Origin of the sequence: Fusibacter ferrireducens (assembly GCF_015352425.1) — a bacterium.
GTDB lineage: Bacteria > Bacillota > Clostridia > Peptostreptococcales > Acidaminobacteraceae > Fusibacter_A > Fusibacter_A ferrireducens.
In genome coordinates, this window is sequence record NZ_JADKNH010000008.1 from 157,625 (window position 1) to 176,233 (window position 18,609).

The following is an 18,609-nucleotide window of genomic DNA, read 5'->3' on the forward strand; positions in this document are numbered from 1 at the left end:
CCCTCAAGACTCTATTCGATTACGACCAAGTGCCTTTGCAATATATAATTTCTTATCTGCTTGTTTAAACAACTCTTCTTTTTCAAAATAACTTGAATGAGCAACACCACCACTAACTGTTATATTGCCATTGATCGCTTCTATATTGAGCATTTCAATATTGCGTCGTATTTTTTCAGCTACCGTTATAGTCTCTTCCAAAGATGTTTCAGGCAAGACCACTATAAATTCCTCTCCTCCAAATCTACCGACAAATGTTTGATCTGGCAGATTGTCTTTAATCGTCTTTGCAATGATTATTAAAGTTTGATCCCCAATATCATGACCAAATTGATCATTTACTCTCTTAAAATAGTCTATGTCCAACACAATAATGCCCGTCTTCTTAGGTGATGTGGATAAGACATCGTCAAAAGTCTCCATGATATATCGTCTGTTGAGTATGCCCGTCAGCTCATCATAATGTAAAAGATGATTAATGCGTTCAGTCATGGAATTTGTCACCTCAGCAAGTTCTGAAAAATCTTTATAATCTAAGGTATCCACATCAATTTTGGTGAGATTTCTATTCGCAGATATCATATAATCTCTAAAAACACTGAAGTTCTTTTTGATTTTCCCCATAAATACCTTAATATAAAATAGTGATACGGCAACCAATACGGATAAAACCGCTAGGATGGCAATTAGCCTTAGCCAAATGAATTGTTCTAGTTCTCTTTCACTATTCGAGATCAACTCATCTAGATCAGAAACATCCATCCCCGTGCCAATAACCCAGTTCCAGTCAGAAAGTGGGGCCACATAAGTGAGTTTTTTATAGTAGTCATCACCCTTTGTAGTTGGCCAGTAATGAGTTAAATAGCCCCCACCAGATTCCATACACAAGCTGATCTGCTCTTGATAAACTTTTGAACCTTTGATATCTTCAAGTTCATAGTAGTTATTGCCAACAAGTTCCGGATAAACGCCATTTGCCAGTTCAACGCCATTGTAATCATGAACAAAAACATACTGGCCATTATCCTCACCATATTGAATACTATCCACATATGCCAAAACTTCTTTTTGGATGTCCTTAGTAATCTCGTCTAAATAATCACCACAGCCAAAATACCAATTATAGGGCTCAAACTTTTTTACAAAAGTGACCTTCTTATAGGTTCTGTCGTCACCTGTATTGGGATTTTTCCAGAACCCTTCAATGTAACCTTCGCCTTTCAATTGAATCAATTCTATCTCTTCTCGCATCGCATAGTTACCATCATCGTCTCTGAGATCAATTAGGTTCTGCCCTTCACTCTCAGGATACACTGGATATAAAACAACATCCCCTTCCAAAGAATCAATGAAATAATAGCCGCGATTTCCATTGAATCTTATACCTCTTAAGGCATCTTTAATCATCTTGGTAATTTCTGCTTTTGACTTTGACGCTTTGTTATTTTCATAGATGCTCTGCATCAGTTCATAAGCTTCATAGGTTCTACTATGTAGCGTTTCTCTTAGAAACGTCTCTGTCTCTTGACTTCTATACTCCGAATAATCTATAACAGACGCCACCCGTTCCTTTAACTCTGCCTTGATATAATTCGTTTGTATTTGCTTTTTTTCTTCAATTTTAGTGGTAAATAGATAGATGCTATCACCTAACCACATGATCCCCTGAATTAAGATGGCTCCAGTGACCATCATAAGGATAATTCGGTTCATTGAAGATGTATTGTATGATTTGTTTTTTCCTTTATCTCTGATCTTAAACATATGTCTGGCCTCTAATTTTTTTTAATTTGTACCCATATTATGCTTCCTGTTACCAAAATCAAAAGGGCAAGTGCTATATAAAGCGTCAAGATTACACGCCCATATTCATAATCAAATCCAGTTGCTGAGGTATGTTTTGATAAAATGCCTACATAGGCCCAAATCACAGTTAAGCCATAGGCGCCGCATTTACTCCACATCATGGTTGCACATGCAATTAATGCCGCAATAATCAAAATTGTCACCATACATATTTCTTCCGAAACACCAAACCGACTCCATTGAATACTTACAAGATAAACGGTGACATTGGCAACTGTAGCCACAGTGATCCACCCAAGATAAACGCCAACAGGAGGCTTTATCCATAGGATCTCCGATTTAGAGAAAGGCGTCTTCATCACTTCATTCATCATGAGTATTAAACTCACTAAGATCACAACCATAATAAGCACACTAACGCCGATAAATCGATAATGCCATGCCAAGATCCACGTTGCGTTGGCAATAGAGGATACTATAAACAAGGTCATGATACGGCTCATGCCTTGATTTTTAAGAGGATTATTGTAGAATTTAGGTTGTCTCAATAAGAAGATAAGCTGAATGCCTAAGAGTAGATAAATCAGTCCCCAAATGGAAAACGTATATCCTGCTGGTGTAAACAAGTTTGGATAAGCATCTGATATGGCCCCAGTGTTTTGCCCATTGATCGGCAATAGATTTGCCAGTGCATTCATGATAATCATCGCTAAATAAGATAGAACAACCCCTGTCTTTTTCATCTCCATGCCTCCATTTCAAACGCAACCCTCTGGTTTAGTTTCAGTATACAAATAAACAAATCTTTTCATTCAAGCTTTATTTCTATAATACCATATAAAGAAGCTTCTTCTCTAAACTAATGCACGATAATGAATAAATGGCGGTGCAGTATTTTCTAACTATACAAAAAAACTAAGAATTGCTGTCCTCTTGTTCTTTTTTATATCTGAATAGATTAATAAGTAGAAGTGAAATATTTGAAAGTAAAACCACCATACCTGTTATCATCGGGGATGGCGTGAGTACTTGAAATATGATCATAACCACGGATAGTATAATGCCTATACTCGATATGTAAATAGCTGTCTTTGTTTTCTGTATCAGAATAACATCTTTTATAAAATCTATTGTCAACAATCACTAATTGATTGATATAGCTTGCATAAGATCATAAAAAAGTTCGAATTTTTCCCTTTCCCATATAACTCTCCCTCATTATCATCTATTATATCGTAATCAGATCATTTTAACAGTGCTATCAATGTGTTTGTTTTCTGGTATTATATCAAACTTTTCTGGAGAATACATCTTTTCTCATGAGCAAATAGGCAGCAAAAAAAAGCCCCTGAGATGAAGGCTTCAAGGGCATCTTTATAAACTCACTTTGTCTTGGTGTCAGACACGATAAGGTTCGATAATGTTTCTATAGAAAAAGTTAGTAGGCACTATTTTGTTGGATCATTTGAATCACTGAATCCGTAAATTGACTTGAATAATTTGCAAAGTCTAATGGTGCTTCTTTCTGAATGCCATTGACTTCATAAAGCAAAAACGGTTTTATGTGATAAAATTTGCCTTCAATTTTCCCGTCACCCTCAAAATAAAATCTGGCTTCGGCAGATTCTTTGGAGAGAATTTCTATAGTTTTATCCAAGGTTTTTACATGTACATCATCTAAAATTGTTTGATTATATTTAAGCCCTTTAACAAGGACACGATCTTTGCTTATATTGATAAGTTCAAAACTATAATCTGAAAGATAATTTGAAACGAAACTTCTAATACCTAGTTTAAAATCTGAGTTTTCTTTTAAATCACAAATATCAATCTGCCAGTCTCAAATATCCCACGTATACTGCCCGCCATCTCTGAAAGTAATCATTATTTCATTAAATTCAATACTTTCTACAGATTTTAAATCAAAATCGATTTTTAAAGTTAAAATTCTATCTTTTCCATCTTCAGAGACAGTTCCTTTTAATATCGTATAATTTCTTAACTCTAACAATTTCGACTGATCTTTATTGCTCTTTAAGTCAATCTCTTGAATTACATTGGTTAGATTAAAATCATCACCATTTGCATCTATTAATGGAATTTGTATACTCCCCTTTTTTTCATATAAAGCATACCCAGCATAGGCTTTCCACTGAGTAAAAAATAGATGCTTTGACCACTGATCAGACTTAATTGAATTCATCTGATCTTCTTCTATGTTCCCATCTAAGTCAGTGGACAAATTTGCTTCATCAACTTCTTTCTGATTATCGTTTTTTATGGATTCAAAGCCTACCAACTTAATTCCAATCACCACTAAAACAAATCCAATTATCACTAGCAATAAAAGACGCCAGTTTATTTTCATTATAATTCTCCTTTTATCTAAAAGATCGGTTTAGGTGGTTCTATATTTGCTGAATTTGTTTCGCCGTAACGATAATCAAATCTATACCATTGTTGCGCCCAACCATCTTCAATCTTTTTTAAAGTTTGCCCATGAGATGAAACATAGCTAGTAATTTTTAAAATATCAACATGATATCTGTCAGCTAATCCTATGTAACCATATTGGCCTGCCGATATATCATGTGAATAAGTGGCATTCATTGTTGTTCCATAGGAAACATCAAAACCAACTTCTGCTGAAATCGCAGATTTGCTCGCAGATACAGAAGTACTATAGCTGGTGGTATCTTTAAATAAACTGGCTTCACCAAAATCTTAACATATTGCCCACTGATTTCGGCCCATATTAAGTGCTTGTTTTGCTTTGATGAAATGAACCTTGATTTCTAACATATTATTAAATTGCTTGCTTTTTATACAAACTCTCAATTAAAACGATCCAATAATTGTTATAGACCAGTCTTTTTATGTTTCTTGAGATGCTTTCCTGAGTTCCCCTTTACTAATTCCACTGGAAACCGTGACTTGTTGCGCTCAACCTTGTCCAGCATCATTTTTTCAATATCTGCATCTATAGAATTGGCAATTAGAAAGGCATAGATCAAGACATCTGCGATTTCATCCTTAAGCGCTTCTTCGTCATAAGCATCGCCCCATTGAAAATGCTCTAGCAATTCTCCCGCTTCAATGGCAATTGATTTCGCCAAATTTTCTGTGGTGTGAAATTGCTTCCAATCTCTTTGATCTCTAAACTCGAGAATTTTTTCTAAGATACTATCAATTTGATTCATATGCCCTCCTGTTAACTGTTTTTACCTACACAATATCCACATGTAAGTTCGACCTTCTCAGTACGTTCATCGGCATCTTTTCATGCAGTTTATAAGTAATACTTATCGGTGATGAGCCTTGATGACTGACATAATCTGCAAGACCTAAACAAGTGTACACTTCTGTGGCGCTGTATTCGTCCTTTTTTTCTTCTCTTACAAATAGGATCACCTTTGTACCGTTTTCTCTCATGTTGACATAGCGCTGACCCGTTGGGCTCTCCACAGTGGTTCTACTTTGTGATTGCCAATGAAAGAGCCACTCATTGATCGCGTAATCTTCATACATGGTCGAAGTTTTATAGTGTTTTTCAGATTTGTTTAACGTGATAAAAAACAGGTCTATGTTGTATTGTTTGGAATAATAAATACCCTCACGAAGTGGATATTTATAACTCTCAGTATGTGCCCCAAAAGCGGCTAAGATTTGATCGGTTGAGTATGATGCATGTAATTCAAGTGGAATAGCCTGATCTATATCAAGTGCTTTAGGCAAATGAGTAATTTGACTTAAATTGTATACAGTAAGTTCTTTCACTTCATTTTTTACATCCGCTGATAATCGCTTAAAAGACTTGACTAAGCTTTCTTCTGGTGGTTTAGAGAACAGAGTGAAATAGACCATCAAGAGCATCCTTGACTCTTTTTCAGTCATCTGGCTTGTGGGCGCTTCCAGCCATTTTGATAAAAAGGTAAGCATATTATAAGCATCTGCTTTTGCCAGTTTCATAAAGCCGTTTTTCAGAGATTTAGACGTCTTTTGCCCTTGATCATTTGATTTTGTACGGCGTTCTGCTTTGAGTTCGTACAGTGTGGTCGCTTTATATAAATCCTGTGGTGAAATACCGTTGAAACTTAGGAAATTTCGCAAATTGAGATCAAGCGTTGAGGATGCTTCAAAAACGTTCCACACCCTCTGATTGTGTCAAATTAGGACTAAAAAAATCATACGCTCTTGCTAGATTATTTTAATCAATCCGCTACTTCTATCACCAGATATTAATTACATTAGGACGGCTTTTCCACTCGCTGAGTTCCAGTGTCCAGTATCTCGACCATTCTTTTACGCTTTGATAATCGGGGTGTTCTTTGTCCATCATGATTTTCCTAAACTCAACAAATCCACCAACACCTCCTACATCTTCAGGTGGCGTTTGACCTTTTGCCTCCAGAAGATACGGAAGTTCACCATCATATTCTTCAATCACCTGAACCAACTCAATATCATGTTTCCAATTATCTCCAAAATCATAAGTGTAAACCACATCCTTGCTTTCAGGAAAAATATCAGACAGAACATAGTCCTTCATGACTACAGCACTATCATCATATTGTAGGTCATCCTCTGAAGCTACCAAACAAAACTCCCTATCCCCGGTCTCTTGATTATATACAGCAAAATCATAGAGATGATAATTTTTCCAATCAAAAATATATTGCATAATCTTATGCATATTCTCAAAACTCATGTTTGCCGGAACAAGAATTCTCCTTTCGGCGGTGTAGACTTCAAGATCAAGGGTGATTCTAAGTTCAAATACTCGGCTTTTGTAAGGCTGTTTTCCTGTAAGATCCTCCATTGCCTTAATCATTGCTTTATAGGGATAAAATCCATCGCTTTTACTATTAGAACAATCAACAATTCTGTAGTTAGAAGCAACACCTACAATATCACTATACATCTTATCAATACCATTATATTCTCTACCAATATAGAAGGAACACTCCAAACCAGCCTTTGATACCCAGGCTGAAGCGTGTCTGCTACTGTTCTTGGTATATTCAATTTCACCTGAAAATTCTAAGTACACATCCACCATTTCTGTATTTAGGTTATATGCCAATAGTGTATTTCTAATTGCATTTTGTATTTTTTCTTCTAATTTTTTTAGATCTTTTCGTTTGACCTCATACACCGCAACAGTAAAACGAGTGGCATTATTAACTAAAACAAGTAAGTCCTCAGTTCTGCGATTTTCCCACACTTTCGTCCAGTTTGCAGTCCATGTGAACAATGGATTTATATTTTCATCTGTAGCCGGTGGTTTCACGCCTAAAGCTTTTGCCAATTTACCTGTTAATGCTATTTGCATCGTATCTTTCCTCCATTTTTAGCGGTTTGCTACTTACCACAACATTTTTTATATTAGTTATCCAGATCACCGATATAGGACTTCATCTCGTTAAGAATTTCTTCTGCTGCCACCCTATTATCTTCTAAAAATTTTAGATATGAAAAGGGTATCTCTTTACATTCTCTCTTAATTCATCAGTGAAATCCGATAGGTCATCCATTGTTATCACGTCATCATTGATTAGACGTATAATATCAAACAGCATATCGCACTTCCTTACCTCAAGGATTACCCCAGGCTTTTTTTTGTCTTGTTTGATTTTCTTTTCTAACTCCCAAAATTTACTTGATGCAGGTAAATCACTATTCAAAAAAGCAATGTATTCCTTAACAAGCTTTTCCATATATGACTCCTGCCATGAACCAATCTTTTCTCTAAACAGTTTCCAATCCTTTTTTGAAGGTTCCATTCACTTTCACTCCTTAAAATGTTAAAATCCATTTCATATAAGCCTTTTCAATAATTCTTCATATTACGCCTCTGTCCAGACATCGATATTATTGCTTTATCCTCTATATCCATATCTTTCAAGTTCCGCTTTAAAAGCTCTTCTACGCGAGTATTCTTTCCTGAAGAGATTCATATACCGCTGCTTTTCGTTATGTTTCCCTCTTGACTCCTTAACTTCTCCAAGTGCCGCAATAAATGCTGCACACTCACCATAGTAATTTCTACGGTTAGCTTCCATAATGTCGGTAACACGTTTTTCCATTATTTTTTCCAATTTGCTAATTACTTTTTCAGCATATACATCGTCAATTGAAACTGTCTCTTTCCAGTTGAGAATACATTGCATCAGTAACTCATTGTCACTTTTTCCTGTTTTATTGTGAATCCCCGCTTCATAACGCCTAGAACTGAAATCAAGATAGCTCTTAACTAATTCCAACATACTCCTACCTCCATACTGGAGTTGCTCACCACGAAACAGTAACAACGTAAACAATGCAATTCCTTGTTTCATAAATGTTCCCGACCAGCCAAGTGCTGCTTTCATATTCATTCGACGCTCCAAAACCTGTTCAAAATCACCATCAAAAAACTCTAACATACTGATCGTATTGATTGTCACCTTATTTTCCACCAATTCAGAATTCCTATGAAGTTCATGCATATACAGATTGTCATTAACTGAGATTCCCTTAAATATTCTGCGTAAGTTTTCTCTTGTTTTTTCCAAATCTTCACTATGAAGTAATGCTCTTAAATAGTCCGTTGCACTGCTCTTTGAACGAAAAGCTTCAACATAGCAATTTTCCGCCACATTGTTTTTTCCAAGAATTGAAGCATATTCCGCAGTCATCAATGCAACTTCATTGCGAATAAGATATTTTGAATCAATCAAATGCAATGCATTCATACCTAAATCCAACAACTGTTCCAGAGACTGATCTTGACCTTCAATCAGTAACTGTAAAAAGATTCCAGGATGAGTACCAGCATAAGCCTTCGCAAGATCAATGCTTCCTACCGGATCATTCTTTAGCGATATTGCCTCTTTTATAAGCACTTCAGCTAACCTTCCTGTTATACTTCCCAGGTGGTGAATCAATAGATTTAAAAACTCGTTAACACCATTCAGTTCAGCACTACCGTATTGGAAAAGATTTTCCAATTTAAAATCACTCAATCCTGAATTTGAGAGGATATTAAAAATAACCTCCGGTATATCCTCCATAGGATATGCATGATATGCACAATAAAGTATTTCTAATACAGCTTTTCTATAGTCCACAGATATGAGTTTCTCAGATGTCAATTCTAAAATGGATAGTTCGTTATCACCGTAATCACCGATTGCCTGTACCTTGATTTTTACCAGACTTTCTCCAACCTTAGCACCTTCGTTATATTTTTCTTGATCAACACATTTGTGAATGAATCTGCAAATGTCCTCAAGCATATCTAATACTTTGTCTAGGTCTTCATAGTAAAATTCATCAATATCGTTATTGTAACAATCATGGTATTCCTCATTCAGCATTGCATTCAGTACAAACTCACCTTCATTGATTTTAGTAATTATTTGATTGATTTCCTTAAATTCTCGTTCAAAATTTTTATCTGCAACAATTAGGCTGCTTTCTGACATTTCTTCGTATATGAAAGCTTCCAGTCTTTTTATAAATCCTATGCGGTCGCATTCCGGTAAAATCCTAGCGGTTTCATGCAAAAACAACTTCAACTGTTGATGGTCAAGCTCTTCTGTCATAGCATCAACCTGTTTTATAAACATTGAGAGGTTCATAAAATTCTCCTTATATGTATATTAACCATCATGATCTCCAATTTCTTTCATTATGGTTCCATTCTGCAATATAAAAGTTCTCATTCCTAATGCCCTCAATTATTGGATCCACAAAGATACGAATACCATTGATAGCCTCTGACAGCTCAATCTGCATAATCGCACGCTTTTTACCCACAAAGGATTTCCATCTTGAGTTACGTGTTCTATCTTCCGAGAAGCCCTCTTCAAAGATGACAATATCATCCATCGCTGTATTTCTGTGTTTGAAAGTTTCTGCAATTGCTGTACTTAATTCCAATCCATTAAAGTCAAATTGATGGCTCAATATAAATATATCATATAAATCTTTATATCTACTATTAGCATATCCTAAAGATACAATTGCTTCAAATTTCTCAGCAACCACAGATGCAAGTGAATAAGCATAAATTATTGGTGCATCCATTTCTAACAAAACCGGAAATTCCATCTTAACCCGTTCCGGATGAACAACATCCCCGAATCCAATATCTATTGAAACTGGTATCAGTGTTCTATCTAACATTGCCATGACCTTGACATTAATTCCCTGATATTCCTTGAACTCCGTAATTGTGCTTGTGACTAGTGATTCTTTTTTGTACTTGATGGCATCATCCGCTTCAATTGCAAATATTTCTTCAAACACCTTTGTCATAACTTCAACTTCATTATTCAATGCCCTTGCCAATAAATCAATATCTCTAGTGGCTCTTGAAAACTCACCATTAAAAATTGCATATAAGATAATACCGCCTTTCAATGTAAAATTCTCACTATATTTGGACATTGATATCCGATATATGGTGCGTTCTAAGCAGTATACTAGCAACTCATCTTGAAATAATCTACCCTGTTTCTTTGCTTGATTTTTCAGCTTTTCCTTTACTGAATCTGCACTAATCAAATCATCACCTCCAAATAAGTACTTAAAATATCATAGCATTTCAATTGCTTGCTGTATCGAATAAGCTGATTAATATTTCTTTCTGATTGTTTCAGATAATTAGTTAGAATTTCTTTTGTCTCTTCTATGCCTATTTTATTGCGATAATATACAATATCAACAACAGTTTTTTCCTTGTCGTATATTTTAAATTGGTTTCTTCCAATATCAATTTGATTCACTCCCAAATCATACCTATCCTTATCAAAATAATATATTTTAATTATTGGCCATTCAGGAAGCGTTGTTATATTTTTTTTCTTTGGAACTGCAACGTCTATAGCATCTGGTCTATAGGTTGTAAGGTCATAATAAATAGCTGCACTCAACAGACAGATAACACCTGTTTGTGCATAGGCTGACACATAATAAAAATCATTATCCTCCCCTTGAAATTCTAGATTTTCATAATGGCTTTTATTCAATTTAACAAGCTTTTCTTCTTCTATTAATTTATTTATTTTATAATAACTTAACCCTAGGGCCATTAAGTCACCAGTGTTATATATTTTTTTATCTTTTGGAATCGTTATTTCTTTATTCATTTTAAATCCTCCATAAAGATATTGTATCCATTTATATTTAAAATATCAATACTTATTTAAAACAAATGCGGCTAATTCGAGAAATAGCCGCATTTGTTTTAAATAACAAAGTATGTCCTAATGTTTCACAATCCTCGATATAGAGGTCCACAACAAAAATGAATTTAATCTCACCACTCAATAATCTGGATTGAGCTGTTCTTCTGATGTCAGCTGGCTAAGATATTTTCATCACCAAGTCTTTCTGGTGTCGATGTGAGACCAAGCAGTATTTAAGACGATCTTTGTCCACTTCTTTTGTAGGATCAAAGGATTGAAATTCGCCTAGATTCCAATAAGTTTCAAAACTGCTTATGGCAACAGAGGATTGTGGGATTTGTTCGAGGAATCTTTCTTTTTTAACAAGCTTATCCGTGATCCCCCTCAAAATCTGATCCTCTGAAATCCTATATTGATCTATGGTCTCATCCTCTACTAGCATTTTAAACTGACTGATCAACAGATTCGCAATTTCGAGTTGCTTTTTCAAATCCTCATGATCTGTTTTAAAATGCCTGAAACCTTTTTCAATCACCGTTTGTAGATAGGATGCCAAAAAAGCCCCTGAAGTTGGTGCTTCAAGTGCATTTTTGTGAACTGCTTTTGTTTCTATGATTTGATCAAGCTCGTCTGATAGGGCTTGATTGATGATGGATTCGTAGAGTTTTAGGTGGTTGGACATGAAGGGGCTCCTTGGGGGAATATTAGCTATTATCTATTTTTTATTTCTTCATATTCAGCAATTGCTTTTGCATCACCAAACCATTGAATATAGTCGATAATTACTCTTTCTTTTCCGTACTTATTATACTTATATTCATTTGCTTTACTTATAGCAACAACTGGCGACTTTATAATCCTTTCATAAATAAATTTTTTTACATTCTTAAATGCAATATCATAATCATTAGAAAATTCTATGATATTTCCATTTTGATTATTATCAGGTTGCCCGTCTGACTCCGCAGAGAAATACTTTGCGCTGGGACTGTTTTACAGTAACAACTGGCCATTTTTGTGAATTCGAAGTTCGATAAGGTACACTATGTTAGAAAAAATGCTGGACTTACTCCCATAAGTTCATCTAGATCTCTAATTTTTGTCTCTTCTAACTCTTCTAGTATTATGTGAATATTATCAACGATATTATCTACATCAGTTTGATTACCAAAATGTCCTGTCCCACTATATTTAGAATTCATAATATTAATCTGTTGATAATGTGAAATTCCATAATACTGAACAACAATATTACAGGATATTGATCTAGACCAAGTCCCACTATCAACTTGAACATATATTATATTGTTGTTATTTGTTACTCGTTTAAGAACAGAAAAACCTAACGCAGATGATTTACTGTCATAACTATATTTAGTATTTTTAAACGCTCTCTTTAATGACTCTTTTACTGATACACTGCCTTCAACTACTTGTGATTTTGATGGATCATTTGGATATATTGGAATTTTATTGGGTATTATATTACTTTCTACTTCTAACTTAATTAAATCTAGTTGATTCTTAATATCTATTTCTTTGCTTTTCCTACTTGCAATCTCTTCTAGCGTCATTTCAACTACAACTTTACTTTCCTCTTTTCTGCCTAACTTTGATAACTTCTCCTCAATTTTCTTTAGTTCTAATTTATAGTTGCTATTGCTATTAAACTCCACTATAGCAACTATTCTTCTATATCTAGTCGGATACCACCAATCATTGACAAGATATAAGGAAGATGAATAACTCAGTTTATCATTTGCTGGGTCCAAGCTTAAAGGACTTCTTTCAAAAGGATATAAAGGATTGCTTGGTTTTGTATCAATGCCCCAATTAATATTATAAAAATTATAATAACTCTCATAAAAATAATACTTTTTCCTTATTCCATAAGCTATTTGAATGATGTCTTCAAGTTTAAATTTCGAAGCATTATAGTTATTTTCAAATCCACTCCACAATTTGTCATAATTACATACAATTCTATCTTCAGGTTTAAACGGCTTGTTTGTATAGTCTTTAATTTCAAAAGCTGCTAAGTATGGATATTCTTTTATGATTCTATCTATATTTGAACGATTATTCAAATTATTATTATCTGAGAAATAGAAATAAAATGATGAGTAATTGTAGTTATTCTCAATCAAAACATTTTGCATTTGAGCCAAAATTTCACCATCACTAGCTTTTTTGTCTGTCCTATACACAAATCTTTTGAATGTTCTCATTTCTCCTCCAATATAGGGTGATAAAGTATCTCGTCTACCGTCATAATCCCCAAACAACTCTTCCTCTAAATTCCAGCCCTCACCCCTTAAAAACCTCCCTCACATTCGAATTCCTTTTGGTGTCGGACACTATCCTTCCAGTTTTTTGCACCCAACTTCCTTCATTGGTGCTCGACACCCTCCATCTTACAAGCATTTTAAACTGACTGATCAACAGATTCGCAATTTCGATTTGCTTTTTCAAATCCTCATGATATGTTTTAAAATGCCTGAAACCTTTTTCAATCACCGTTTGTAGATAGGATGCCAAAAAAGCCCCCTGAAGTTGGTGCTTCAAGTGCATTTTTGTGAACTGCTTTTGTCTCTATGATTTGATCAATCTCGTCTGATAGGGCTTGATTGATGATGGATTCGTAGAGTTTTAGGTGGTTGGACATGGGGGGGCTCCTTGGGTGAACATAAATTTTTAGTATAATGTGGTCAGTCCCTATTTATTTAACAACTAAATATTATCTCTGCCTGATTAGCCATATGCCAATCAGGCACACGAGTAAAGTTAAAATAATGCTGTTTCTAATTTTACTGTATTTCTTTCTCAACCCATTCAGCTCATAAGCCGCTGCGGATGGACTATTATAAGAATAATCTGCAACAATATCTGCTAATGAAGAAAATGAAGCATGCCCAAGAGCTGTAACCAATGGTTTCGAAGATTTGTAAATCGCATTGAGTATTGAATAAGCATTAAACACACTTAATCTATCCATACCACCTCTTGAAATAAGGATAATATCACAATCGCTTTCATCTAACGCTTCAATTTTTTTTGAAATACTGTCCACATCAAAGAGATTTACAAAATGTTCCTCTATTTTATAATGCTTACACAGTACTTTTTTTATATCTTCTCTGGCCTCACTATTTTCTGAGGTTATTAATGCCAGTTTATTTTTGTTTTTTGCGAAAAATCTTATTTTATGACGTTTTCTATTTTCATCAATAAATTCTTTAAAAGGCTGTATATCCCATCTGGTTTCTTCCAAATTCGTAATTTCATTTGCTTTAATTTGAAGTTCTCCATCATGTCTATAATCATTCTTATATAAATTGTAATAACCTTTTACGCCAATCGTTGAACCTATTGTAACCGTATTCTTCATTATTCTGATATTTTGACAATAAATCGTAATGGTTTGTCCTTGAGCATCTTTTATCTCAAAGTTTCTCCCCACTGGACCTATGTCTTTTATTTTAACTACAGTACCTTTTACAAATACTTCCGTTTTATTTTCTTTATAAAATTGATCTATGATTCTTTGCCATACTTTTTCTCTATGTAGATGAAAATTATTTTGACTCATTTCTTTTCCTAAATACGAAGTCATTTTTTCAACTAATTCTCTTGGCAAATTATTTTCCATTTATGCCTCCTCATTCATTGCGTTATCTAATGCTAGTATTAATTTTTCTTTTTCATTGCTACCTATTGTTGAAAATCTAATTATTGGCAAATTAATATGGTCAAGTATACCATCTTTTAGTCTATCTCTGCGATATTGATCAGTTCCCTCTTTATGATATTCATAACCATCCACTTCGATTACAAGAATTGGCTCCTTATTCAACTTATTAAATACAATAAAATCCACATGTGTAAACGGATGCTTTGCGTACCTGATTTCCTCAGGTAATAAGCTATGATCGGATTTAATCAAGTATTTCAACGGAAAGTGAATTAGACATTTCAATGATCTGAACTTATCTTCCTTCAAAACGTCTTTTATCAAAGTACCCATAAGATTTTCTGATTTAAATTCAGAGATATTAATCATCTTATTTAAAAAAGGGGTGAGGGCTTCTGCATAGTCCGTATAGAGACAATCAAAAATTGAAATTCTCTTGCTGTTAATAATATTTGCACCTTCGCCTGTATATTCAATATATTTAACTAAGTCCCCTATATTGCTTCCATGTTTTGCAATAAATTCGTGATTTGTTACAACAATTAGACTTTTTATAGCTCTTGAAACAGCAACATTTACCATTTTTTTATCATCAATGAAGTTGTCTGGCCTAGACCTAACTGTACTTATAATTATGACTTCTTTTTCCCGTCCCTGAAATTTATGAACCGTTTCTATTAAAATCTCATCACTGCTAATTATATTTACAGCTTCATTTGCTTGTTGCCTAAAAGGTGTCACAATCCCAATATTCTGTGATTCCGACTTAAGTGCTGGCAACACTTCATCCTTCATAACCTCTATCTGCCTGATGTTAATATAGCCACCACTTGGATGCTCTCTCTCATGATTTCCAGGCGTTGCTTTATATAGACTCAAGACTTTATCATCTTTATTTTCTGAGGTCATTATAACAAGATTATTGTCATAGTATTTTTCATTACAAAATCTAATAATCTGAGGATGGCACCGATAATGTTCTTTAAGCATTGTTATTGGAATGTCATCTCCATAAATCAATTGTATTGAATCAATTATACTATATTTAGAATAATCAAATTCATCATCTATGTTCAATGCATTCACTAATTTATCATTAATTTTTTTCATCTCAGTATTTACAATATGAGGTAATTGCATTGGATCTCCTACAATCACTATGTGTTTGCAACTGGACATCGCAATTATAGCTGTGACTAAATCCACTTGTGAAGCTTCATCAATAATCAGATAATCAAAAAGAAAATTATTTGGCTTATTTCGACGTATAGAATTTGTCGTGCTTAAAACTACTGGATATCGATTTATAAAATCATCAAAATTCGTCTTATATGTTTTTTTATCAAACTTTAGAGCGGATTTTTTTTGATACCTTTTAAAGATGGCATTCTTCATAAGGATTTCAGATTCTTCACGATAGGTCTCCATGATTTTATCGAAATTACCATGATCTAATTTAGATTTGATCTCTTTTAATCGATCTAAGCACTCTTCTATTGCTTTTTTATAATAATACTGGTGTATCTGATTGGCTAAGTCTTCGTTCACAATATTTGAAATATCTGATTTGTAAAATCTATATTTAACCAACATTTTTGCACGGTCAAACAGCGTATACTTGCCACCTCGCATATCTATATGTTCAAGTAAAGACAGGAATTTCAATGAGTCCTTGCTACTCCAAGTCTTCCGCAATATATATTTTTTTATATCAAATTCAACTTGTGTTTTTTCATTCATAAAATATTTTTGCTCTAATCTCAATTTAGAGTATCTTTCTTTCAGCAATGCACGTTCATTGATTAAATCCAGTTGAACTGTTAAATCCTTCAACGACTTAAGTGCTTTCTTTTGAAGATCTTCCAATTGAGAATCTTTTTGGGACCATTTACTTGTATCCATGCTTGCTACTTTGCTTTGTTCAAAAAACTGTTCTGTTCTACTCTTGTTTCCCAAAGGTGCTGCTAAAAACCCATAATCATTTTTAACCAGTTTTTCATAAACATTATCTGTTGCAGAATTATTTCCAGAGACAATGGCTACATTCTTATTTTGATGTATTATGTTGGCAATTATATTAAGTATCGTTTGAGTTTTACCAGTACCCGGTGGTCCTTGAATAACACTTATCTTATGAGTTAAAGCCCTTTCCACTGCAATTTTTTGGCTTTTATTAATACCAAATGGAAATACTAATATTTCATCACTTGATTTACCTGTAATCAAACTTTTCGTCAAATAACCTGTCAAGACTGCTTCATTCGGTAAATTTTTAATACTATCTAATTCTTTCTTTAAAAAAGACTCCTGATATTCTTCGCTTTTTTGATGTACCGCAATCGCCTTAAAGTAATCCAGCAAGTTTGTAACTTCTGGTCTGAAGAATTTCGACTGTTCAAATTTAACAAACTCTCTCTTGTAAATATTAGTGCTCCCATCATTAAAGAAAAATTTGATTCTATAACCAAAATCTAGGACTCTTTCTATGTTATCCACTTGCTTTCCAAATACTTTTATAATTTGGTTCTCACTATCGATCTTGGTTGGATCTGTTAAAACTTTCATCCGTTGATCTTTATACCGATATTCCTTTGGTGACGATTTAAATTTTACTGTGTACCCAGTCTTATCTTTTTTATAAGTAGCGATGCTATCTGTTTTATCCTTAATTTCACCACTACTTATTGATCTTTCTATTATAAGATGGGTTAAGTTAGTCACATATTGCATTATTTTTTTACCTCATTTGTTTTATTAACTGAACTTTTATATTTTATTTATCTTAATGAGATCATTCTAATTCAAGTGCTTGTTGGACATGTATTTTATGATTTAGTGATTACTTAAGTTCATTTCTTTTAACGCCTTAGCTAGAAAAATGGTGCTTTTCTTGCCTCACATGAGCTGTGACATCAATGGGAATGGTGGGAATCGCCGTGTTCGTATAATTGACTTATATCCGTTTGATCGTGATATGAGTTTTTTGGTATATACCCCTTATCAAACTTGGCATAGAACGATCGACGTGTTGAGCTTAGGCGAAGTAGTTAAATATCGTCAAGCTTATATTTAACGAACTTACTATCAATCTCATGCTCTAATAATTGAGGTAATAATTGATATTCTTCACAAAATAATATTTTCAGTGCAATAGGGTATAGCTTATCTTCTGGTAAAAAATCTATAATCGGTTCTCCATAATGTGTGGCCGGAAAACTACGATGACTGTTTTTTATAAGATGTAATCTCAATTTTTTATCTCGATAATGATTAAGTTCTAAGAAACAGTACTCAGGTAAAAGTGTGTAATATGAAAATGGTTTTTTCTCAACAGTTAGTTCAGTTTTGATCTTGAAATTACTTCCAAAAACAATACTTCCATATGAATTTTCAAATATGCTCCCACTTGCATGAACAAATAATTCAGCTATTTCTACCGCTTCTTCAGCAGAATTTTTGTTGGGTTTTTGGTAATCATGCTCAATTGTATTCCTCAAATTTCTTATCTGTGATATTAATATAACTGGTGCAATATTTAATATTTGTAACAACCTCAATTTATCAGTTAATCCATTTGAGTTTTTCCCAGCATAATTTTCACGTATAAACTTCTTAACATTTCTATATGAATTTTTATTGTCAAACAGCTCACTTTTAAATCCTAAAGCTTCAATCAATAAGTCAACTTGACAATCAATTGCTCTTTTAGAATTGCCAATGGAATTTATTAGACCACGTTCAGTTTCCTCTTTTAAATCTTGTTTTGAATATTTTAGATATTCTAATGGCGTAACAACAAAATTACTTTGAGGATAACCTAGTATGTCATGTTGCATAAGTAATAGATTGGTCCAGTCTATTTTAATATCCTGTTTCATTCTCGCCTCCTTACTTTAACTATTTCGCCTAACGTTCTCGCGATTACCAAAGTCACTCCTT

Annotated in this window: 18 protein-coding genes; all 18 read right to left on the reverse strand. The window is 33.8% G+C overall.

All coding sequences use genetic code 11. The features are described from left to right. Nucleotides 1-3: 3 nt before the first annotated feature. On the reverse strand, nt 4-1,764 hold the full coding sequence (locus ISU02_RS14035; protein WP_207736314.1) for a sensor domain-containing diguanylate cyclase: 1,761 nt from the start codon (nt 1,762-1,764) through the stop codon (nt 4-6). 11 nt (nt 1,765-1,775) lie between these two features. Next, nucleotides 1,776-2,549 carry a TspO/MBR family protein gene (locus tag ISU02_RS14040; protein ID WP_194702474.1) on the reverse strand — a complete coding sequence of 258 codons (774 nt, stop codon included), beginning with the start codon at nt 2,547-2,549 and terminating at the stop codon, nt 1,776-1,778. A gap of 695 nt (nt 2,550-3,244) precedes the next feature. Beyond that, complete coding sequence (locus tag ISU02_RS14050; protein ID WP_194702476.1) at nt 3,245-3,463, reverse strand: hypothetical protein; 219 nt, start codon at nt 3,461-3,463, stop codon at nt 3,245-3,247. 183 nt (nt 3,464-3,646) lie between these two features. After that, nucleotides 3,647-4,174, reverse strand: coding sequence for a hypothetical protein (locus ISU02_RS14055; protein WP_194702477.1), 528 nt, complete (start codon nt 4,172-4,174; stop codon nt 3,647-3,649). A gap of 17 nt (nt 4,175-4,191) precedes the next feature. Continuing rightward, nucleotides 4,192-4,416 carry a hypothetical protein gene (locus ISU02_RS14060; protein ID WP_194702478.1) on the reverse strand — a complete coding sequence of 75 codons (225 nt, stop codon included), beginning with the start codon at nt 4,414-4,416 and terminating at the stop codon, nt 4,192-4,194. A 248-nt stretch (nt 4,417-4,664) separates the two neighbouring features. Further along, the gene (locus tag ISU02_RS14065; protein WP_194702479.1) at nt 4,665-5,006 is read right to left on the reverse strand and encodes a nucleotide pyrophosphohydrolase; all 342 of its coding nucleotides are present in this window, start codon (nt 5,004-5,006) and stop codon (nt 4,665-4,667) included. A gap of 25 nt (nt 5,007-5,031) precedes the next feature. Continuing rightward, a complete protein-coding gene (locus ISU02_RS14070; protein WP_194702480.1) occupies nt 5,032-5,958 on the reverse strand; it encodes a DUF3427 domain-containing protein in 927 nt (308 codons plus the stop codon). A 76-nt stretch (nt 5,959-6,034) separates the two neighbouring features. Then, nucleotides 6,035-7,138, reverse strand: a complete 1,104-nt coding sequence (locus tag ISU02_RS14075) for a plasmid pRiA4b ORF-3 family protein (protein WP_194702481.1) — start codon at nt 7,136-7,138, stop codon at nt 6,035-6,037. Between the two features lie 133 nt (nt 7,139-7,271). Beyond that, nucleotides 7,272-7,589 carry a multidrug transporter gene (locus tag ISU02_RS14080; RefSeq protein WP_194702482.1) on the reverse strand — a complete coding sequence of 106 codons (318 nt, stop codon included), beginning with the start codon at nt 7,587-7,589 and terminating at the stop codon, nt 7,272-7,274. Nucleotides 7,590-7,685: 96 nt separating this feature from the next. Continuing rightward, nucleotides 7,686-9,428, reverse strand: a complete 1,743-nt coding sequence (locus ISU02_RS14085) for a hypothetical protein (RefSeq protein ID WP_194702483.1) — start codon at nt 9,426-9,428, stop codon at nt 7,686-7,688. Nucleotides 9,429-9,456: 28 nt separating this feature from the next. Continuing rightward, complete coding sequence (locus ISU02_RS14090; protein WP_194702484.1) at nt 9,457-10,356, reverse strand: nucleotidyl transferase AbiEii/AbiGii toxin family protein; 900 nt, start codon at nt 10,354-10,356, stop codon at nt 9,457-9,459. Further along, the gene (locus ISU02_RS14095) at nt 10,353-10,940 is read right to left on the reverse strand and encodes a type IV toxin-antitoxin system AbiEi family antitoxin domain-containing protein (RefSeq protein ID WP_194702485.1); all 588 of its coding nucleotides are present in this window, start codon (nt 10,938-10,940) and stop codon (nt 10,353-10,355) included. The genes ISU02_RS14090 and ISU02_RS14095 overlap by 4 nt, the downstream gene beginning before the upstream one ends. A 217-nt stretch (nt 10,941-11,157) precedes the next feature. Then, complete coding sequence (locus tag ISU02_RS14100) at nt 11,158-11,661, reverse strand: hypothetical protein (protein ID WP_194702486.1); 504 nt, start codon at nt 11,659-11,661, stop codon at nt 11,158-11,160. Nucleotides 11,662-12,022: 361 nt separating this feature from the next. Continuing rightward, the gene (locus tag ISU02_RS14105; protein ID WP_194702487.1) at nt 12,023-13,207 is read right to left on the reverse strand and encodes a hypothetical protein; all 1,185 of its coding nucleotides are present in this window, start codon (nt 13,205-13,207) and stop codon (nt 12,023-12,025) included. A 281-nt stretch (nt 13,208-13,488) separates the two neighbouring features. After that, nucleotides 13,489-13,644 (reverse strand): hypothetical protein, encoded by a 156-nt coding sequence (locus tag ISU02_RS14110; RefSeq protein WP_194702488.1) that lies wholly within the window; start codon nt 13,642-13,644, stop codon nt 13,489-13,491. A 72-nt stretch (nt 13,645-13,716) separates the two neighbouring features. Beyond that, complete coding sequence (locus ISU02_RS14115) at nt 13,717-14,628, reverse strand: exodeoxyribonuclease VII large subunit (RefSeq protein WP_194702489.1); 912 nt, start codon at nt 14,626-14,628, stop codon at nt 13,717-13,719. After that, nucleotides 14,629-17,400, reverse strand: a complete 2,772-nt coding sequence (locus ISU02_RS14120) for an AAA domain-containing protein (protein WP_194702490.1) — start codon at nt 17,398-17,400, stop codon at nt 14,629-14,631. It abuts the gene before it with no gap. 317 nt (nt 17,401-17,717) lie between these two features. Continuing rightward, nucleotides 17,718-18,548 (reverse strand): hypothetical protein, encoded by an 831-nt coding sequence (locus ISU02_RS14125; protein ID WP_194702491.1) that lies wholly within the window; start codon nt 18,546-18,548, stop codon nt 17,718-17,720. Between the last annotated feature and the right edge of the window lie 61 nt (nt 18,549-18,609).

Bases quoted from the DNA above. Each gene is read 5' to 3' on its own strand.
- ISU02_RS14035 (WP_207736314.1), bottom strand. From the start codon at position 1,764: ATGTTTAAGATCAGAGATAAAGGAAAAAACAAATCATACAATACATCT.
- ISU02_RS14040 (WP_194702474.1), bottom strand. From the start codon at position 2,549: ATGAAAAAGACAGGGGTTGTTCTATCTTATTTAGCGATGATTATCATG.
- ISU02_RS14055 (WP_194702477.1), bottom strand. From the start codon at position 4,174: ATGAAAATAAACTGGCGTCTTTTATTGCTAGTGATAATTGGATTTGTT.
- ISU02_RS14060 (WP_194702478.1), bottom strand. From the start codon at position 4,416: ATGAATGCCACTTATTCACATGATATATCGGCAGGCCAATATGGTTAC.
- ISU02_RS14065 (WP_194702479.1), bottom strand. From the start codon at position 5,006: ATGAATCAAATTGATAGTATCTTAGAAAAAATTCTCGAGTTTAGAGAT.
- ISU02_RS14075 (WP_194702481.1), bottom strand. From the start codon at position 7,138: ATGCAAATAGCATTAACAGGTAAATTGGCAAAAGCTTTAGGCGTGAAA.
- ISU02_RS14080 (WP_194702482.1), bottom strand. From the start codon at position 7,589: ATGGAACCTTCAAAAAAGGATTGGAAACTGTTTAGAGAAAAGATTGGT.
- ISU02_RS14085 (WP_194702483.1), bottom strand. From the start codon at position 9,428: ATGAACCTCTCAATGTTTATAAAACAGGTTGATGCTATGACAGAAGAG.
- ISU02_RS14095 (WP_194702485.1), bottom strand. From the start codon at position 10,940: ATGAATAAAGAAATAACGATTCCAAAAGATAAAAAAATATATAACACT.
- ISU02_RS14100 (WP_194702486.1), bottom strand. From the start codon at position 11,661: ATGTCCAACCACCTAAAACTCTACGAATCCATCATCAATCAAGCCCTA.
- ISU02_RS14105 (WP_194702487.1), bottom strand. From the start codon at position 13,207: ATGAGAACATTCAAAAGATTTGTGTATAGGACAGACAAAAAAGCTAGT.
- ISU02_RS14110 (WP_194702488.1), bottom strand. From the start codon at position 13,644: ATGTCCAACCACCTAAAACTCTACGAATCCATCATCAATCAAGCCCTA.
- ISU02_RS14115 (WP_194702489.1), bottom strand. From the start codon at position 14,628: ATGGAAAATAATTTGCCAAGAGAATTAGTTGAAAAAATGACTTCGTAT.
- ISU02_RS14120 (WP_194702490.1), bottom strand. From the start codon at position 17,400: ATGCAATATGTGACTAACTTAACCCATCTTATAATAGAAAGATCAATA.
- ISU02_RS14125 (WP_194702491.1), bottom strand. From the start codon at position 18,548: ATGAAACAGGATATTAAAATAGACTGGACCAATCTATTACTTATGCAA.